This window comes from Enterococcus plantarum (assembly GCF_001730295.1).
GTDB classification, from domain to species: domain Bacteria; phylum Bacillota; class Bacilli; order Lactobacillales; family Enterococcaceae; genus Enterococcus_L; species Enterococcus_L plantarum.
In genome coordinates this window covers 24,744-41,541 of the sequence record NZ_MIKA01000014.1, presented here as the reverse complement: position 1 = coordinate 41,541, position 16,798 = coordinate 24,744, and the positions used below count along the sequence as shown (strand labels likewise).

17 protein-coding genes are annotated in these 16,798 nt (G+C 36.7%); 6 read left to right on the top strand and 11 right to left on the bottom strand.

Annotation, left to right across the window (positions count from 1 at the left end):
- Nucleotides 1-11: 11 nt before the first annotated feature.
- Nucleotides 12-656, top strand: a complete 645-nt coding sequence (locus tag BCR22_RS07340; RefSeq protein WP_069654300.1) for an ECF transporter S component — start codon at nucleotides 12-14, stop codon at nucleotides 654-656.
- Between the two features lie 36 nt (nucleotides 657-692).
- On the opposite strand, the gene BCR22_RS07335 is transcribed toward BCR22_RS07340, so the two are convergent.
- Nucleotides 693-1,898: an aminoacyltransferase gene (locus BCR22_RS07335; protein ID WP_069654299.1), complete on the bottom strand. Its 1,206-nt coding sequence runs from the start codon at nucleotides 1,896-1,898 to the stop codon at nucleotides 693-695.
- 173 nt (nucleotides 1,899-2,071) lie between these two features.
- On the bottom strand, nucleotides 2,072-2,578 hold the full coding sequence (locus tag BCR22_RS07330) for a QueT transporter family protein (RefSeq protein WP_069654298.1): 507 nt from the start codon (nucleotides 2,576-2,578) through the stop codon (nucleotides 2,072-2,074).
- A 247-nt stretch (nucleotides 2,579-2,825) separates the two neighbouring features.
- Between BCR22_RS07330 and BCR22_RS07325 the strand changes: the two genes are divergently transcribed.
- On the top strand, nucleotides 2,826-3,785 hold the full coding sequence (locus BCR22_RS07325; RefSeq protein WP_069654297.1) for a diacylglycerol/lipid kinase family protein: 960 nt from the start codon (nucleotides 2,826-2,828) through the stop codon (nucleotides 3,783-3,785).
- A 55-nt stretch (nucleotides 3,786-3,840) separates the two neighbouring features.
- On the opposite strand, the gene BCR22_RS07320 is transcribed toward BCR22_RS07325, so the two are convergent.
- From BCR22_RS07320 to BCR22_RS07310, 3 genes are all read right to left on the bottom strand, one after another.
- Entirely contained in the window at nucleotides 3,841-4,956 is a 1,116-nt protein-coding gene (locus BCR22_RS07320; RefSeq protein ID WP_069654296.1) for a PLP-dependent transferase, read from the bottom strand.
- Between the two features lie 145 nt (nucleotides 4,957-5,101).
- On the bottom strand, nucleotides 5,102-7,681 hold the full coding sequence (gene recD2 / locus BCR22_RS07315; protein ID WP_069654295.1) for an SF1B family DNA helicase RecD2: 2,580 nt from the start codon (nucleotides 7,679-7,681) through the stop codon (nucleotides 5,102-5,104).
- Between the two features lie 32 nt (nucleotides 7,682-7,713).
- Nucleotides 7,714-8,337, bottom strand: coding sequence for a histidine phosphatase family protein (locus BCR22_RS07310; RefSeq protein ID WP_069654294.1), 624 nt, complete (start codon nucleotides 8,335-8,337; stop codon nucleotides 7,714-7,716).
- A gap of 207 nt (nucleotides 8,338-8,544) precedes the next feature.
- Here BCR22_RS07310 and gloA2 point away from each other — a divergent pair, with 207 nt between their 5' ends.
- Nucleotides 8,545-8,925: an SMU1112c/YaeR family gloxylase I-like metalloprotein gene (gloA2, locus tag BCR22_RS07305; RefSeq protein WP_069654293.1), complete on the top strand. Its 381-nt coding sequence runs from the start codon at nucleotides 8,545-8,547 to the stop codon at nucleotides 8,923-8,925.
- A 76-nt stretch (nucleotides 8,926-9,001) separates the two neighbouring features.
- Here gloA2 and trmL read toward each other — a convergent pair whose 3' ends face one another.
- Both trmL and BCR22_RS07295 read right to left on the bottom strand, forming a co-directional pair.
- Nucleotides 9,002-9,508, bottom strand: coding sequence for a tRNA (uridine(34)/cytosine(34)/5-carboxymethylaminomethyluridine(34)-2'-O)-methyltransferase TrmL (gene trmL, locus BCR22_RS07300; protein ID WP_069654292.1), 507 nt, complete (start codon nucleotides 9,506-9,508; stop codon nucleotides 9,002-9,004).
- 243 nt (nucleotides 9,509-9,751) lie between these two features.
- On the bottom strand, nucleotides 9,752-10,597 hold the full coding sequence (locus BCR22_RS07295; protein WP_069654291.1) for a methyltransferase domain-containing protein: 846 nt from the start codon (nucleotides 10,595-10,597) through the stop codon (nucleotides 9,752-9,754).
- 138 nt (nucleotides 10,598-10,735) lie between these two features.
- Here BCR22_RS07295 and BCR22_RS07290 point away from each other — a divergent pair, with 138 nt between their 5' ends.
- Nucleotides 10,736-11,371, top strand: coding sequence for a copper homeostasis protein CutC (locus BCR22_RS07290; RefSeq protein WP_069654290.1), 636 nt, complete (start codon nucleotides 10,736-10,738; stop codon nucleotides 11,369-11,371).
- A gap of 65 nt (nucleotides 11,372-11,436) precedes the next feature.
- On the opposite strand, the gene mgtE is transcribed toward BCR22_RS07290, so the two are convergent.
- The 4 genes from mgtE to yjbM are packed head-to-tail and all read right to left on the bottom strand — an operon-like array spanning nucleotide 11,437 to nucleotide 15,207.
- Nucleotides 11,437-12,798, bottom strand: coding sequence for a magnesium transporter (mgtE, locus tag BCR22_RS07285; protein ID WP_069654289.1), 1,362 nt, complete (start codon nucleotides 12,796-12,798; stop codon nucleotides 11,437-11,439).
- 19 nt (nucleotides 12,799-12,817) lie between these two features.
- Nucleotides 12,818-13,711: an RluA family pseudouridine synthase gene (locus tag BCR22_RS07280; protein WP_069654288.1), complete on the bottom strand. Its 894-nt coding sequence runs from the start codon at nucleotides 13,709-13,711 to the stop codon at nucleotides 12,818-12,820.
- A gap of 7 nt (nucleotides 13,712-13,718) precedes the next feature.
- Nucleotides 13,719-14,516 carry an NAD kinase gene (locus tag BCR22_RS07275; RefSeq protein WP_069654287.1) on the bottom strand — a complete coding sequence of 266 codons (798 nt, stop codon included), beginning with the start codon at nucleotides 14,514-14,516 and terminating at the stop codon, nucleotides 13,719-13,721.
- Between the two features lie 10 nt (nucleotides 14,517-14,526).
- On the bottom strand, nucleotides 14,527-15,207 hold the full coding sequence (gene yjbM, locus BCR22_RS07270; protein ID WP_069654286.1) for a GTP diphosphokinase: 681 nt from the start codon (nucleotides 15,205-15,207) through the stop codon (nucleotides 14,527-14,529).
- A 195-nt stretch (nucleotides 15,208-15,402) separates the two neighbouring features.
- Between yjbM and BCR22_RS07265 the strand changes: the two genes are divergently transcribed.
- The gene (locus tag BCR22_RS07265) at nucleotides 15,403-15,987 is read left to right on the top strand and encodes a CYTH domain-containing protein (protein ID WP_069654285.1); all 585 of its coding nucleotides are present in this window, start codon (nucleotides 15,403-15,405) and stop codon (nucleotides 15,985-15,987) included.
- A 117-nt stretch (nucleotides 15,988-16,104) separates the two neighbouring features.
- Nucleotides 16,105-16,755, top strand: coding sequence for a DsbA family protein (locus BCR22_RS07260; protein ID WP_069654284.1), 651 nt, complete (start codon nucleotides 16,105-16,107; stop codon nucleotides 16,753-16,755).
- Nucleotides 16,756-16,798 lie beyond the last annotated feature (43 nt).

Sequence of the window (16,798 nt, the reverse complement as noted above, 5' to 3'; positions counted from 1 at the left end):
AGGAGTCATTTATGAAAAACACAAAAACATTCACATTAACCGCTATGTTTTTAGCGATCTTGATTTTATTGTCTGCGGTTCCTTTTTTAGGCTTTATTCCAATTGGACCGATCAATGCAACCACGATGCACATTCCAGTAATCATCGCTTCAATTGTTTTAGGCCCAAGAATCGGTGCTTTTTTAGGAGGCGTTTTTGGTATCATCAGTATGATCCGAAGTACCATCATTTTGTCGCCTCTGTCATTTGTTTTTTCACCGTTTATCCCTGTTATTGGAACGGACCAAGGTAGTTTTAAAGCGATCATCGTTGCCATGGTGCCAAGAATTTTGATTGGAATTGTTCCTTATTTTGTCTTTATGGGATTAAAGAAGCTCACGAAAAACAAACCAACTTCTCAAACGTTTAGTTTGTTTATAGCAGGTTTTCTAGGCTCCGCAACAAACACGATTCTCGTAATGAATTTGATTTATTTTCTCTTTAAAGATTCTTATGCACAAAGTATCGGTGCTAGCGGTACAGCAATTTATACAGCTATATTAACAGTTATTTTTACTAGCGGTGTTGTGGAAGCAATCGTTGCGGCTGTTGCAACAGTTGGAGTGACCTCTGTGTTATTACGATTAGTAAAAAATAATGCGACACAAAAACTATAAAAAAGATTGGAGCCGTTTTAACTGCTCCAATCTTTTTTATTTCATCTGTTTTTTTAATTTATACGCATACTCACTTGCTTTGAACAGCAAGCCATTAACAGGTAAATCAAATTCGCCGATAAATTCATTGACTGTTGGATTGAAATTAGACTTAAATTTAATCAAACCATCACTCAAACTGCCTTCTAACCCACCCATATTACAAGATGTACAGCCTCTTTCAAAACATTCATTGATTGCATCAAACCAAGTAAGATATGCAGGCATATAGCGTTTATAACGATCATCCATTCCAGCATAAAGAATTTCACTCGTTGAGCCAAACGTGATTGCTAACGCTCCAGCAACAATAGCTACATCACCTGAATGTGCGATATTTTCTTCGAGTTCAGTCATTTCACGTGTTAAAGAAAAATCAAGTTCTTCTAAGTTATGACGTTTTTTTACTTGATTTTCTTTCAAATTCGCCAGATCTTCTTTGTTTTTTTCAAAACGGATTTTGGTTTCTTCATAACGTTCTTTCAAGTTTACTTGCGCTAACATTATAAAAGAATTTTCAGGATAAATTTTCAATAGCTTTTTAAAATAATCACTATTTCTAAGCGAGATATTTTGACGCTCTGTCGTTAATTCAATAACTTTAGCAAAATCATCCACTAACTCAGTGTGCCCCATCTTAACAGTGACCCCTTTTTTCTGAGCTTGTTTCATCATTTTCTTTGTGCTTTTTGACAATTGTTCTTCACTGAAATCTTCTTTATAGATATTGGCTTGAAAACGTGGTTGGATGGTCGCATCCATTGCCATCGTCAATCCTTGATGTTTCGCACCACTTGAGATCATATTCTCGATGATCGATTGGGCCATTGGATCGATGGTTTGCTCTTCGCCTAAATGAAAATCTTTATAGTGAACAGTTGGGTCCATTTTTACAAACAATGCACGTTTTTTCTTACCGAATTTCTTTAGTTCTTTAAAAAAGAATGCAACAAGTTCTGCATTTGTGTAATCCATGATTGGACCACGTGGTGTATAGAGCATTGAAAATTTCATTGGTAATGGTCGAATCAAAACCAAACTTGAGGCCACTAAAGTCCCATTTTCGTACACCCCAACGATTTCAGATCCCCAGTTATCTTTCACTTTAGCCCATGCAGACGATTGTAATAAATTGCATAAGGGATGATGTTCCACAAATTTATCGTGTTCTTTGGCATCAATGCCAATTTTAAATTCAAACATTATAGAAAACTCCTCTACATTTTTGCTTCTGTATTACCATATCATAATTTATTCTACAGGAACAGTAAAGTTTTTCATGAAATTGGTTAAAAAACTTTAAGAGACAGAATCAAAACGATAGTTGTCTTGAATCAGTCTCTTAAAAATAAATACTTATGACACTTCATTATTGATTAAAGTCGTTTTTCAAAGTGAACGGATTTATTGATCCAGTACATAATCGGTGCAGCTACCGCCATAGTCGCAAATTCACTTAGTGCTAGTGTTGCGTAGTTCCCCCAAAAGGCTGCTCCGCCAGCTGGTGCCAGCATAAATGCAATAATGCACATGGTTGCAGTGAAAAACAAGGTATTCAATGCTAAACGTGCGATAACATTAGGGACTCTTTTTTGTAATAAGGCAGTTAGCCCTAGCGAAATAAAGGATTGTAGGCCGCCATACAGGGCATCCATAGCACCAAAGCCAAAGAAAAAATTATAGACAACGACTCCACCTAAAACGCCCCACATCAATTTCCGATTGAAAACAACTAAGTGATTCAGACTTTCAGAAATTCTAAATTGGATTGGTCCTGACGAAACGGGTGCTACTAAAATCGTTAAGCCAAGATATAACGCCATTACAATACCATTCATGGTAATTGCTTTTACCTTACTGTTTGTTGAAACAGTATATTGCATAGTCTCCCCTTCTTTCTCCGAGTTTTTTTACAAGGGATGGTTGATGAACCTTGTCGAGGAAGATTTTCCCTCAAAAAATGATACGTAGGCATTATATCTCATAATTGATCGTTTCACAATGATAAGTCCGCTTTTTTTTAATCTTTCAACAAGTTATTTCTTATTTTGATTTTGTTTTTTCAAGCATCCACCATTCTTAATTTTTCACATGTCTGTTATAATAAGACTTTGTACAAGGAGGAAAGAAATGAAGAAACATTATTATCTCGTCATCAATGAAAATGCTGGTGGCGGTACTGGAGGCAAAGTTGCCGAAAAGATTATCAAACAAATGCATACTGCCCACATTGAATATACAACTTTCTATACAGATCACGCTGGACACGAAAGAGAAATCGTTCAAACTTTAGCACAGAATACACTGATTCCTTGGAGCAATGATTTGGAAATTAGTACTTTTCCACTTCTAGTAGTTCTAGGTGGAGATGGTACTTTGCATAGCGTCACCAATGCTTTATTGTCCTTTGATTCCAAAATTCCTATCGGCTATATTCCATGTGGTTCAGGAAATGATTTTGCCCGTGGTGCGGGGATTGCTAAACAAGCTGAAAAAGCTTTTTTCCAATTACTAAAGGCTGAGACACCGCAAGAAATCCAAATTATTACATATGCTGAATCGATACAAGATGAAGTAGGACTTGCGGTTAATAATATCGGTATTGGCTTAGACGCAGCAATTGTCAATGCAGCCAATACATCTGCGTCAAAAAGTGCTTTAAACAAATTCAATATGGGGTCTTTATCTTATATTTTTTCTATTTTAAAGGTATTATTCACTCAAAAAGGCTTCCCGATTCTTGTTGAGGTCAATGGTAAAAATGTTGAATTTGATCGCGCTTTTCTATGTACAGTAACAAAACACCCTTATTTTGGCGGTGGCGTGCCGATTGCGCCAATGGCTGATCCACGCAAACCTGTTCTGGATTTTGTCTTGGTCGAACGTATCAACATGTTTAAAATTTTCTGGCTGATTTTATTATTACTTCGAAAAAAACAGATGCATTCAAAATACTTTCATCACTTTCAATCCAGCAAATTTCGAATCGTTTCAACGTTTCCTGAATATGTTCATGCCGATGGTGAAATTTTAGGGGAGAGAAGTACTGATATTTCTTTTGGAACTGAAACGAGATTATTTTGGTTCTAGGTACATTAAACTGAGGCTGGGACATCCCAGCCTCTATTACGTATTATTCTCATTTTTAATTTAACGATTCAAATGCTTGTTTCAAATCTTCAATCAAATCCTCACTGGCTTCAATTCCTGTCGAGATCCTCAATAAATCAGGTGTTAATCCGTACGACTCTCTTAGCTCTTTTGGAATATCAGCATGCGTTTGCGTTGTTGGATACGTAATTAAGCTTTCAACTCCACCCAAACTTTCTGCAAAAGTAAAAATCGACAAGTTTCGTAAAAAGTCTTTGATCTTTTCGTGATCCTTTAGTTTAAAACTCAGCATTCCACCACGACCTGGATACATCACTTCCTTGACATATGAGCTGGTTTTTAAATACGCCACCGCAGATTGCGCATTTTTTTCATGTCTTTCCATCCGTAACGCTAGAGTTTTCATTCCTCTGATCAGTAACCAACAATCAAATGGAGACAAAACTGCACCAGTAGTGTTTAGACTAAATGCCAATCGCTCTCCGACTTCTTGTGACCGAGCTATTACAGCACCTGCCAGTAAATCGTTATGACCACCTAAGTACTTTGTAGCACTATGCAAAACGATATCTGCACCTAAATCTAATGGGCGCTGGATCAATGGCGTATAAAATGTATTATCAACAATTAGTTGCGCTTGATGTCGCTTTGTGAAAACAGCCACTTCTTCAATAGACACTTCACTCATCAAAGGATTGGTCGGGGTTTCAATAAAAACTGCTGCCGTTTGGTCCGAAATTTCTCGTTCAAAACCAGCTTCGTCATCAACATAAATAAATTGATAGATTCCTTGCGTTTCTAACTCTTTAAAATAACGGTAACTACCGCCATATAAATCTCTAGATGCGATAATTTGACTCCCAACAGGAAATTGGCTAAGGACTAATTGGACGGCACTCATTCCTGAGCTAGTTGCTAAACCAATCGCACCATTTTCTAACACCGCCAATGCAGATTCTACAACTTCTCTTGTTGGATTTTTAGTTCTCGTGTAATCATAGCCCGTCGACTCACCTAGTGTCGGATGTTCATACGTTGTTGAAAAATAAATAGGCGTATTGATCGATCCGGTCACTGGGTTTTGATGATTCCCAATTTGTGCCAAAAATGTATCAGTTTGGACTTTTCCCGATTGTGATTCTTTTTCCATTAATTCCCCTCATTTCTACCAAATAATCTACCTTCATTTCTAGTAAACCATGTTGCTGTGTTGTTTTTCATTATATACATCGTCATCCTCTTAAAGCAAGAAAAAACTGAGATAGCCGTTTTGGCTCATCCCAGTTTGTCCACTATCACATAAAATCATAGGGTGTAGTTTGATTCATTCCAATCATCGGATCGATCGTTTGAGCGCTGACTAAACTTGGTGTCAACAGTCTATCTAACTCTGCTTCAACTTGTTCCGCACTTTCTTCAACAGGTTCGCTAAACAACGAAATTTCTTCTGATTCGGGTTTCACTGAAATAGGCTCTGCTACTACTTCAGTCACAGCTATTTTATTTTCCTTCGCTGCTTCATACACAATGGGTTCTTTTTCTACAGTATCCGAGAAGGGAGCTTCTTTATTCAATCCTTCTTCATACTCTTCCAACTGAATCCTTGTCGTCAAAGACATCTCGTCCGCACTAGTGATTCGTTCTTTCAACATCGTTAAACGGCTAGCAGTTTCATGTGCAACGCACGTATTGAACGCTTGAACTTCGCCTAACAAAATCAAAATTTCTTTGCTTCTAGTGACAGCTGTGTAGAGTAAATTACGCTGCAGCATACGATGGTATTGATGAACCATAGGCAAAATGACCATCTTGAACTCGCTACCTTGCGCTTTATGGATCGAGCAACAATACGAAAGCGTAATTTTGTTCCATTCATTTCGTTTGTAACTCACTTCATTATTATCAAATTGGATCACTAATTCATCGACTTTGTCTTCTGAATCTTTAGCTAAAATAATACCCACGATTTCGCCCATGTCACCATTAAAAACATTCAGTTCTGGTGTATTGACTAAATGAAGCACTTTATCCCCAATACGATAGACTGATTCATTCCACTTCACTTCTTTTTTCGTTCCATCATTAGGATTGAAAATTTCTTGCATCATTCTATTCAATGCATCGATACCAGCTGCGCCTCGATACATGGGAGCTAGCAACTGGATGTCTTGTGGCGAGAACCCTTTTGCTTTGGCTTTAGTCACAATTTGACGGACATAAGACTCGATACGAGAAACATCACTAGGAAAAAATGAACGATCTTTTTGATTCACAGTAAAATCTTGCGGCAGTCTACCTTGTTTGATTTCATGCGCTAAAGGAATAATACTTGAGCCATCGCCTTGGCGGTATATTTCAGTCAATTCCATTTGTGGTATTTCATTGATTTGCAATAAATCATGCAATACTTGACCTGGTCCAACGGAAGGAAGTTGATCTTTATCTCCAACAAAAATAACTTGCATATTAGTTGGAATCGCCTTAAATAAGGTATTCGCCAACCATGTATCAACCATCGACATTTCATCAACTATCAATAAGCCACCTTCTAGTTCTTTTGCTGTCATACTAGGATTTTTTTCCCTACCAGTTAATCCTAATAAACGATGTATCGTACTTGCTGGGAGCCCAGTTGTTTCATTCATTCGTTTAGCAGCACGACCTGTTGGTGCTGCTAATAAGATTGGAAACATTTCCTGCGTGTAGTCCTTACTATCCAAAGAAAGTCCATTCAACTCTGCAAACAGCGAAACAATCCCATTGATAACGGTTGTTTTCCCTGTTCCTGGACCACCAGTCAAGATGAAAAGTGGGGCTTTGATTGCTTCCTCAATAGCCGCTTGTTGAGAGTCGCCATAAAGAATTCCTAATCGTTTTTCGATCCCACGAATATTTTTTTCAATCTCTTTCTTATCGTACTTGATTTCTTTTTTTCGTGAAAGTAGACGTTGAATCGATGTTCCGATTCCCCACTCAGAAAAATATAAACTATTTTCAAAAAGTTTAGTGCCTTCTTGCTGGATTTTTCCTTCTTCGACTAAATGAATAATTTGTTCCGCCACTTGATCAATGGAAATCTCAACTGGACGGCTTGCCTCCAAAGTATTGATCGTTTCTCTAAGCAGCATTTCTGCTTCTACGTACGTATTTCCGGAACGAACAGAATGTTGAAAAATTTCATGAGTGATTGCAGCTCGCACACGTTTATCTGAATCTGCTCCGATCCCTAATTGTTCCGCTATAGTATCTGCTCGCTTAAAGCCAATCCCTTCAATATCCTCTACTAACTGGTACGGATTTTCATGAATAATATCCAAAGTCTCTTCTTTATAGGTTTGATAAATCGTAAATGAAAGCTGACTACCAAATCCATAACGATTTAAGCCCACAATTACTTGCTCCATACCATGATTTAAGCGAATGGTTTCAATGATTGTCTGGCGTTTTTTTTCATTTAATTGAGGCACTTCTTCGAGAACATCTGGGGTTTCGATAATGCGATCAATAGCATCATCACCTAAAATTTCGACGATTTTTTCAGCAGTTCGTTTTCCAATTCCAGGAAATTTTTCGCTTGATAGATAGTTTACAACACCACTAGCAGAAGTTGGTCGCTCTTGCTGATAACTATCGACTTGGAACTGCTTGCCATAACGAGGGTGATCAACGAAATGTCCAAAAAAGCGATAGATTTCTTCTTCCTGAATTTGGCCGAAACTACCTGTCGTAACGATTTCCTTTTCTAAATAGTCTGTATTTGTGTCAGTGATTTTCACTAATAAAACTTTATAAAAATTACTGGGATTTTGAAAAAAGATCGCTTGAACCTGCCCAACTACGTATTCTTTTTCCCCTTCTCCAAACAACGTATCCATGGATTTCACCTCGCTTTATCCCAAAAAATATATTACTGTAAAAAAGAATCATCATTCCATAATGTTAAAGTATATGCTTCTTCATCTTCTGCTGCTTCTAAGATTGATAAACTATTATTTTTAAGGCCGCCCATACTACGCAGTTCGCCTAACTCTTTCCCTGAAAGTGATTGGATTGCCGCAGTTAAAGAAGCACCATGGCCTACAAAAAGATACGGTCCATCCCCATTATCAACTGCTGCTTTTACAACAGAAGAAATGCGTGTTATTGCGTGTTCAATTGGCTCACCTTGAAATACTTCAGGATTATATCGGTCCAGCTGATAGCGCATATGATCTAGTTCTTGTCCATATGTTTTTCTCATTTCCTTGATAGACTGACCTTCTAACTTACCAAGGCCTAATTCTTTTAACTCATCTGTATAAATTATTTCTACTGGTCGCTCTAGCTCTTGATTGATCCCTTCCGCTGTTTTTCTTGCACGCGGTGAAGTACTTGAAAAGATTTTTTTAAAGGGCACTTCTTTAAGAGTTTGACCTAACCGTTTTATTTCCTCATAGCTCGTTGGAAGCAACGGTGAATCTCCCGTCATTCCTTGAAACCTAAGTTCCTGATTCCATTCCGTTTTTCCATGGCGAGTAAAATATAATTTCATGCGTCCGCTCCCTTGATTCGAATTTATTAATTTTTACTTTTTAATGTCCATTTATTTATCTTATCTAGTGTATCATTTTCACTGGCAAAATTCCATTTAACTACGAGGTTTATAAAAAACAGTTTCCTCCGTGTGTGTTTCTAAAAAAACTACGTTATAATAAAAGAGCTTCAAGCTTGTATCGTGATATTGAAGGAGGAAACTGATTTGTTTTTTGAGCACATTCATCATATTGCCATCAATTGTTCTAACTACCAAAAAACGAAAGAATTCTATGTAGAAAAAATAGGTTTTGAAATCATTAGGGAAAATCATCGAGAAGAGAAAAATGATGTTAAACTAGATTTAAAATTAGGAAATCATGAATTAGAAATCTTCATTTCACCTAATGCACCAAAAAGACCCTCTTATCCTGAAGCTTTGGGTTTACGCCATTTAGCGTTTAAAGTAGAAAATATAGAGGAAGTCATTGCCTTCTTGAACACTAAAGAAATTGAATGCGAACCAATTCGGATAGATACATTTACAGGAGAAAAAATGACCTTTTTCTTTGATCCAGACGGTTTACCTTTAGAGTTACATGAATAATGTACTGATTTCTCTTTATTGTTGAAAAAAAACTGTTCTCTTCAATCGTAAGGAGAACAGTTTTTTAGTATTATGTTTAATCTAATTTATCCTTTTCATAATGATGCTGTAATTCCAATGCTGGAAAATTTTGTTGACGCAACGCTTCATAAACCACTAATGCTACCGTATTTGACAAATTCAACGAACGAACATGTTCATCATTCATCGGAATTCGTAAACATTTTTCTTCATTTTCTCGCATAAACTCTTCTGGTAATCCAGTCGTTTCTTTCCCAAACATAAAATAATGATCTTTACCATCAGCATAATCCATTTCACTATACGTTTGATTTGCAAATTTTGTGATTAAATGTAGCGGTTGCTCACCTAAATAAGTTAAAAATGCCGTCAAATCTGCATGATACATGATAGTAACGTCATTCCAATAATCCAATCCTGCTCTTTTTAAGTGTTTATCATCGGTCGAGAAACCTAACGGCTCAATGAGATGTAAGGGGGAATTTGTTGCTGCACAAGTCCGGGCGATATTACCGGTATTTGCTGGGATTTGAGGTTCAAATAATACAATATGATTGGTCATGATTTCACTTTCCTTTCATTTGAATGATTCATCATTTATTTTTTTGTTCACAAAAATCGGCATAAAAAAAACGTATCGCCTCGGTGTCAATCACTGCGAGTCGCTACGTTAGTGAAGCTCTTTTCACTAACTTTTATCAGAACAGGAACCTGATAAAAACCAATGAAAAAACAACTTGTATGTAATATAACACCATTACCAGAGCTTTGCAATACCTTTTAGCAAATTTACCGATTGTAAGCGCTATTTCATTTTTCCTTTTAACATGCGAACGTCAATTGTGATGTCAGATAATGGATTTTTTTGAATCGCTTCTTTTACTTCTTCAGCTACGCCCCATTCCAGTGGAGACATCTCTAATAAATCTAGGCGATTTTCTTTAGGTATGGAGAAGCTATAGGTTACGCGTTCGTCGGACAAAATATCCATTTCCTTATAAAATTTTGCCAAAACTTTTTCATTGGAATAGGTTTGCTTCGTTTCATCACCTGGATAAAAGGCTGTCCTCAACTCTTTTAGATAATCTGTTTCAGGCACAACTTTGATAAGTGTTCCCTCTTGTTTTAAAACACGCTGAAATTCACTATAATGAGATGGCGAAAAAATATTTAAAACAGTATCCATCGATTGGTCTGCAAATGGCAAGTTTGTCAAATCAGCGACGCACCAAAAAGCTTCGATTGGTTGGTTGCTGGCTAAATAAATCCCATCCTTAGAAATATCAAACCCAAATTTTGGCCCCACTAAGCCTAAACTAGAAAGCTCAGACAAAAAGCTTCCCTCACCGCATCCAACATCTAACGTATTTCCAGTCAAATCCATATCACCAATAATTTTTTCCAATAAAGGCTGATACATCCCACTTTGAATCATCTTGCTTCTATGGATCAACATTTTTTTATTATAGTCTGTTTGAATACTATGAGAAAGAAAATAAATCGTTCCCTTTTTAGATAAATCAAATTGATGGTTTTCTGCACAAATCAAACTATATCCTTCAAGCTGAATTGACTTTTTACATACTGGGCAAAGAAATTGTTCTTGATGTGTTTCTAAAAAATTACGAGCAAAATCAATTTTTTTCAACATAAGGTTACTTCCTATTCGCTATAAATTCTGACACTTGTTGATTAATCGTCGCTATTTATCTTACAACGGGAAGAAGACTTTGGCAACTGCCATAATTGTGGTACAATGCCTGTGAAGAAAAAACAAGGAGTGAATCGAATGATCAAAGAATTTTGTGCTGAAAATTTCACAAATATCCCGACTGCCATCCGCAACGGAGCAGGACGAATCGAATTATGTGATAATCTAGCTGTAGGTGGTACTACACCTAGTACAGGTGTTATTGAAGAAGTTGTTGCTTATGCTGGAGAAAAATCAATTCCCGTTATGACAATCATCAGACCACGAGGTGGAGATTTTGTATACAATGATATTGAACTTAAAATTATGCATACTGATCTAATCGAAGCAAAAAAAATTGGAACTGATGGTGTCGTTATAGGTTGTTTAACAAATGACGGCTGGTTAGACGAAGAAGCATTAGAATTATTGATCGAAACTGCAGAAGGGCTGCAAATCACCTTCCACATGGCTTTTGATGTATTAAATAAAGAAAACCAACTTAAAGCAATCGATTGGTTAGCAGAACATGATGTACATCGTATTTTAACACATGGCGGGCCTTCTGGAACAGCAATCGAGGCTAATTTTGATCATCTAAAAGAACTGATCAACTATGCTAATGATCGAATTACTATATTACCTGGCGGTGGAATTACTGATAAAAATGTTAAATCTGTAGTAATGGCCTTGCAAGTTGATGAAGTCCACGGGACAAAAATCGTAGGAGAATAAAACGAATAAAGGAAAGCATTAAACTTCGTTACATAAAGTTTAATGCTTTCCTTATTATGATCATTTCAAATAAAATACTGCATAAAAAGACTGGCAATATTAAAATAAATCAAGACACTGGTCAAATCACTTAGTGTTGTAATAAAAGGTCCACTGGCAACGGCCGGATCAAATCCTAATTTGTCCATGAGCATCGGAATCAAACTACCAGCTAAATTTGCAACGGTAATAGCACATAACATCGCCATTCCGATTACAAACCCTAATGGAAAATTATGTTGCCAAATCCCAACAACGATAAAAATCGCCACACCCGTAACAGCCCCTGTTACTAAACCAGTCAACACTTCACTAACAATTAACCGGCCAAAATTATTATCTTTTTCGTCTGACACCGCTAATCTTCTGACTGCTACCGCTAATGATTGTGTCCCTGCGTTTCCAGCAGTTCCGGTAATCAATGAAATGAACACAGCTAAAATACTTGCTTCACTAACTAACTCTTCATAATGGCTGATTAAAGTAGCTGTAGACATTCCTAAAAATAATAATGTAATCAACCAAGGCAGCCGTTTTGATGCTGCTTTGATGGGATTTTCACTAACCTCTTCCACATTGACCCCAGCTAAACCAGAATAATCACTTGCCGCTTCATCATCAATAACGTCAATAATATCATCAACTGTTACGATCCCTAAAAGATGGTCCTCATAGTCTGTAACTGGCAACGCTAAGAAGTCATAATCTCGAATCGTTTGCGCAACATCCTCTTGATCATCTCCAACATGAACAGAAATTACCCGTTCACTTAACACGTCTGAAATCATTGTATCATCATCATTTACAATCAAATCACGCAAAGATATAACGCCAACTAAATGGTTTTCCTGATCTACCACATAGACATAATAAATCGTTTCTGCCATATCAGCTTGATTTTTCAACACATACATTGCAGAACGAACCGTTTGATTCGCAACAATAGAAACAAATTCTGTCGTCATGATCGATCCGGCTGTATCATCTTCATAATGAAGTAATTCTTTGATCTCACCAGCATCTTCGGTACTCATTAAACTTAGATATTTCGCCTTCTGGCTTTTCTCTAACATATTCAGTAAATCAACTGCGTTATCCGTATACATCTCTGATAACATTTCAGCCGCATAACTCGGACGCATTTCCGCCAGATAATCCTTCATGTTTTCGTTATCTTCTTCAATAACATCAAACATGTCAGCTAATTCTTTTGGTGACAAATAATTATACATTTGCTTTCTATCTGCTTCATCGATCGATTGGTAAAATTGTCCTTGTTCGTAAATATGGAGCGCCAAAAACAACTCACGAAACTCCGCCATCTGCTGGTCTTTTAATTTCTCTAACAGCAATGAAAAATGGTCTTCCATTTCTTGTCCTTCGTTCACCTAAACCGCTCCTTTCAATCTAAAGTTGATCTACAATTTTCTTCATATCTTCTTCTAGAGGAGAAGTTAATTCTAATCGTTGCTTTGTAAAGGGATGGATAAAACTCAACTGACAGCAGTGTAACGCCTGTCGCTCGATTCCGCTATCCATTTTACCTCCATACATCGAATCACCTAATAATGGACAACCAATAGCTTCAAAATGGACTCTGATTTGATGGGTTCTACCTGTATGAAGTTGAATATTTACTAATGCTTGATCCTTTTTACGTTTCATCAACCAATATTCAGTCTCAGCCTGTTGTCCCGTTTCAACAATAGTTCTTTTCAAAATAGAAGATAAATCACGGCCAATTGGTAACTTTATTGTTTCATGTTTCTTTAGTCGCGATACATCACCACTAACTAAGGCTTGATAAATCTTGATCACTTCTTTTTTTCGTAGCTCCTGATCTAACATCGCGTGAGCAAAACCGTGTTTAGCAAACAACATCAAGCCCGTAGTGTCTCTATCTAATCGAGTCACTACATGAATCACCTGATCTTGATATTTCTGTGCTTTAAAATAGGCCTTAACCCGATTCGCCATCGTACCATTAGGATGATATTGAGCAGGAATCGATGCAATCCCTACTGGTTTATTGACCACTAAATAATGGGCATCTTCAAAAACAATATCGATCGGTACATCGTCAACCAGTAACGTCTCATGCTCTTTCTCGTCCGGGATCGTAATTTTCACCTGATCTCCCAAGGATAACTTAAATAATACATTTTCAACAGACTGATTGACTTCAATTTTTCCACCTTGAAACTTGATCTTGGCTAAAAGTCCTTTGGAAATTCCTTGCTCCTTTAAGAACATTTTTACTTGCTGCGGTTCTTTGTTTTCTACTGTCCAATTAAATTCCATTGATTTACTAATCCTCACTAATAAAGGCATCTTTAACACGATGCCAAAAATGCATATGTCGATACGATGCAAAATGAATACGCTCATCCGCAATACGATAGTAAATCGACTTGATATCATCTTGATAGATATCTAATTGATCAACTGTAATCAGATAATCATTACTTTCTTGCAACTTGATTTCTACCCATTCGGTGTGCGCAATCACGATTGGTGAGCCCAATGTTCTAAAAACACGATTGTTCAATGATGCAATCTCTGCAAGTTGAAATGCATTGATACTCGGATGAAGTACTGCTCCCCCAATACTTTTATTGTAGGCAGTCGATCCTGTCGGAGTAGAGACGGATAAACCATCTCCACGGAAACGTTCAAATAATTCATCTTTGATGAAGACATCCGCAACCATAGTACGATTAGCACGTTTGATTGTTGATTCATTCAATGCTAGAAAATGTTTATCTGGTTTATTGCCATGAAAACTGATTTTCACATCCAACAAAGGATAACTGATGCTCTGTTCTTGATGAACCAATAGACTTTGAACTAATTCTTCCAGTTCATAATCCCGCCAATCCGTATAAAAACCAAGATGTCCTGTGTGGACACCTAAAAAGCTAACGTCATCCAGTCGATGGCTGAAACGATGAAACGCTGATAACAATGTACCATCTCCACCTACAGAAATCACAAGATCTGGTTGATGGTCATCCATTTCGATTTTATTTTTTTTTAAAAGCAGGAGTAAACGGCGTGTAACTTCATTAGATTTGTGCTCATGGTTATGAACGATTGCAACTTTCATCCTACTCCTCCTAGTCTTTATCTTTCTTCTCATTATTATCATTAAATTTTTGATAATAATTATCTTTCGACTTGCCCCGTCCGTGTGAAAACAGATGTTGCGCTTCTTGAATTTCTTCACGAATTGTTGACATTTCTTCGTCTAATTGGTAAGCTGCTTCGGCTGCACGTTGCAACCGCTCTTTCATTTCTTCTGGAAAAGCGCCTTGATACTTATAATTCAATGAATGTTCGATCGTAGCCCAAAAATTCATGGCTAACGTACGAATTTGAATTTCAGCCAAAATCTTTTTTTCACCCGTTATCAATTGGACCGGATATTCAATTACTAAATGATACGAACGATAGCCGCTCTCTTTTTTATTTGTAATATAATCACGTTCTTGAATAATTTTCAAGTCCTTACGATTGCGAATGATATCCACTACTTGCCGAATATCCTCAACAAATTGGCACATAATCCTAAGTCCTGCAATATCTTGCATTTCTTCTTCTAGACGATCAGCAGCAATATTACGCAAGGCAGCCTTTGTTAAAATACTATCAACAGGTTTCACTCGACCTGTTACAAACTCAATAGGTGTATGTTTATTTTGTTCTCGAAACTGCTTACGAATACCGCGCAGCTTAACTTTCATTTCTCCAACAGCCTGTTCATACGGTGCCAGAAAAAGCTCCCACTCTTTCTCCATCCTAATCCCTCTATTTCTTTGAATTTGATTCACAGCTTATTTTACCATAGAGCTATCAAAAATAGGGTAATTTGAGAAATTGTCTATAATTTTTCGACAATAGCGAATTTTTTAACTTCTAGTTCACTTTTCTTGACGTAAATGGGTAAAGTATGCAAAAATTGAATTAAATTAAAGAAAGTGGGTCAAATAAACGTGAGTGAGAATTTAGAAATAGAATTTAAAACACTAGTATCTATCGATGATTTCCCACGAGTAGTAGACTACTTTCAACTAAAAGAAGAGAATTTCTTTACACAAACCAATTATTATTTTGATTCAGCCGATTTTCAATTAAAAAAGAAACATATCGGTTTAAGAGTTCGTATACTATCCAATGATGCAGAAATTACTTTGAAAATACCTCAAAAAGTTGGTCTCCTCGAAATCAACGATACGCTTTCTCTTGAAGAAGCTCAGCAGATCGTTGAATCGGCCTCACTTCCAGATGATGGGTATGTCTACAACAAGTTGACTGCTTTAGGAATCGACAAAGATAATTTACGTTTAATCGGAAGCCTAACAACTAAACGAGCAGAAATAAAACTTCCCCAAGGTTTACTCGCGCTAGATGAAAGTTGGTACAATAAGCAACATGATTTTGAATTGGAGTTAGAAGTAGATGACGCTACTAACGGAAAGAAAGATTTTCTTACCCTATTGGATACTTTGAATATCAAAGAATCCCCATCACCAAACAAAATTCAACGTATGATGCGAAGCTCAAAAGTAAAAGATTAAGAAGTTATTATAGCTAAAACAAATCATTTCATTTTTCCCATATTTTCTGATAAATTAGGGACACTTAGTTGAGAAATGATGTCTAGTCGCAAAAGAGTCAAATTGGAGGAATTATGAATGATTGAAATCTATCTGTTCGTTAATCCTTTGGGGGGCATTTGTCTCAACGTAGAAAAGGATATTTTAAAACTGGTTGAAACTGAAAATAAAAAAATCCAATTTCGTTTCATTCCACTCGTTAATATGAGAACCATTAACCATCTTATACAGTTGTTCGATATTCCAACACATGACATTGAACAACGTAATCAATTGTTTGAAGATATTTATTCAGCAGCATTGGATTATAAAGCAGCACAATTACAAGGAAAGAAAAAAGGACGTCATTTACTACTAGGCTTACAACAAGCCGTAGCAGTTGACATGCTTCCCTACTCTACAGAGTTAGCTGAAAAACTATTAGTAGAGGCTGGTGGCGATCTGGATATGTTTAAAATGGATCGTCAATCTGATTTTGTAAAAGAATCTTTTCAAACAGATCAACAAATTGCTCGTGAAATGGGCATTACAAAACACCCTTCAGCAGTAGTTTACAATTATACTTGTGATCGGGACTTCGGTGTACTTGTAGAAGAGTGTGAGTCTATGGATGAAATTAAAAGACTTTGTGAAACATCTGAAGATAACTTACAGTATTTTCATGAAAAATTTGAATTAAATCATTACAATGAACCTCGAGTTCCACATGGACATTTACATTTGCTTTAATAAAATAAACTGCTCCCCTCGACATATGAGAGAAGCAGTTTAT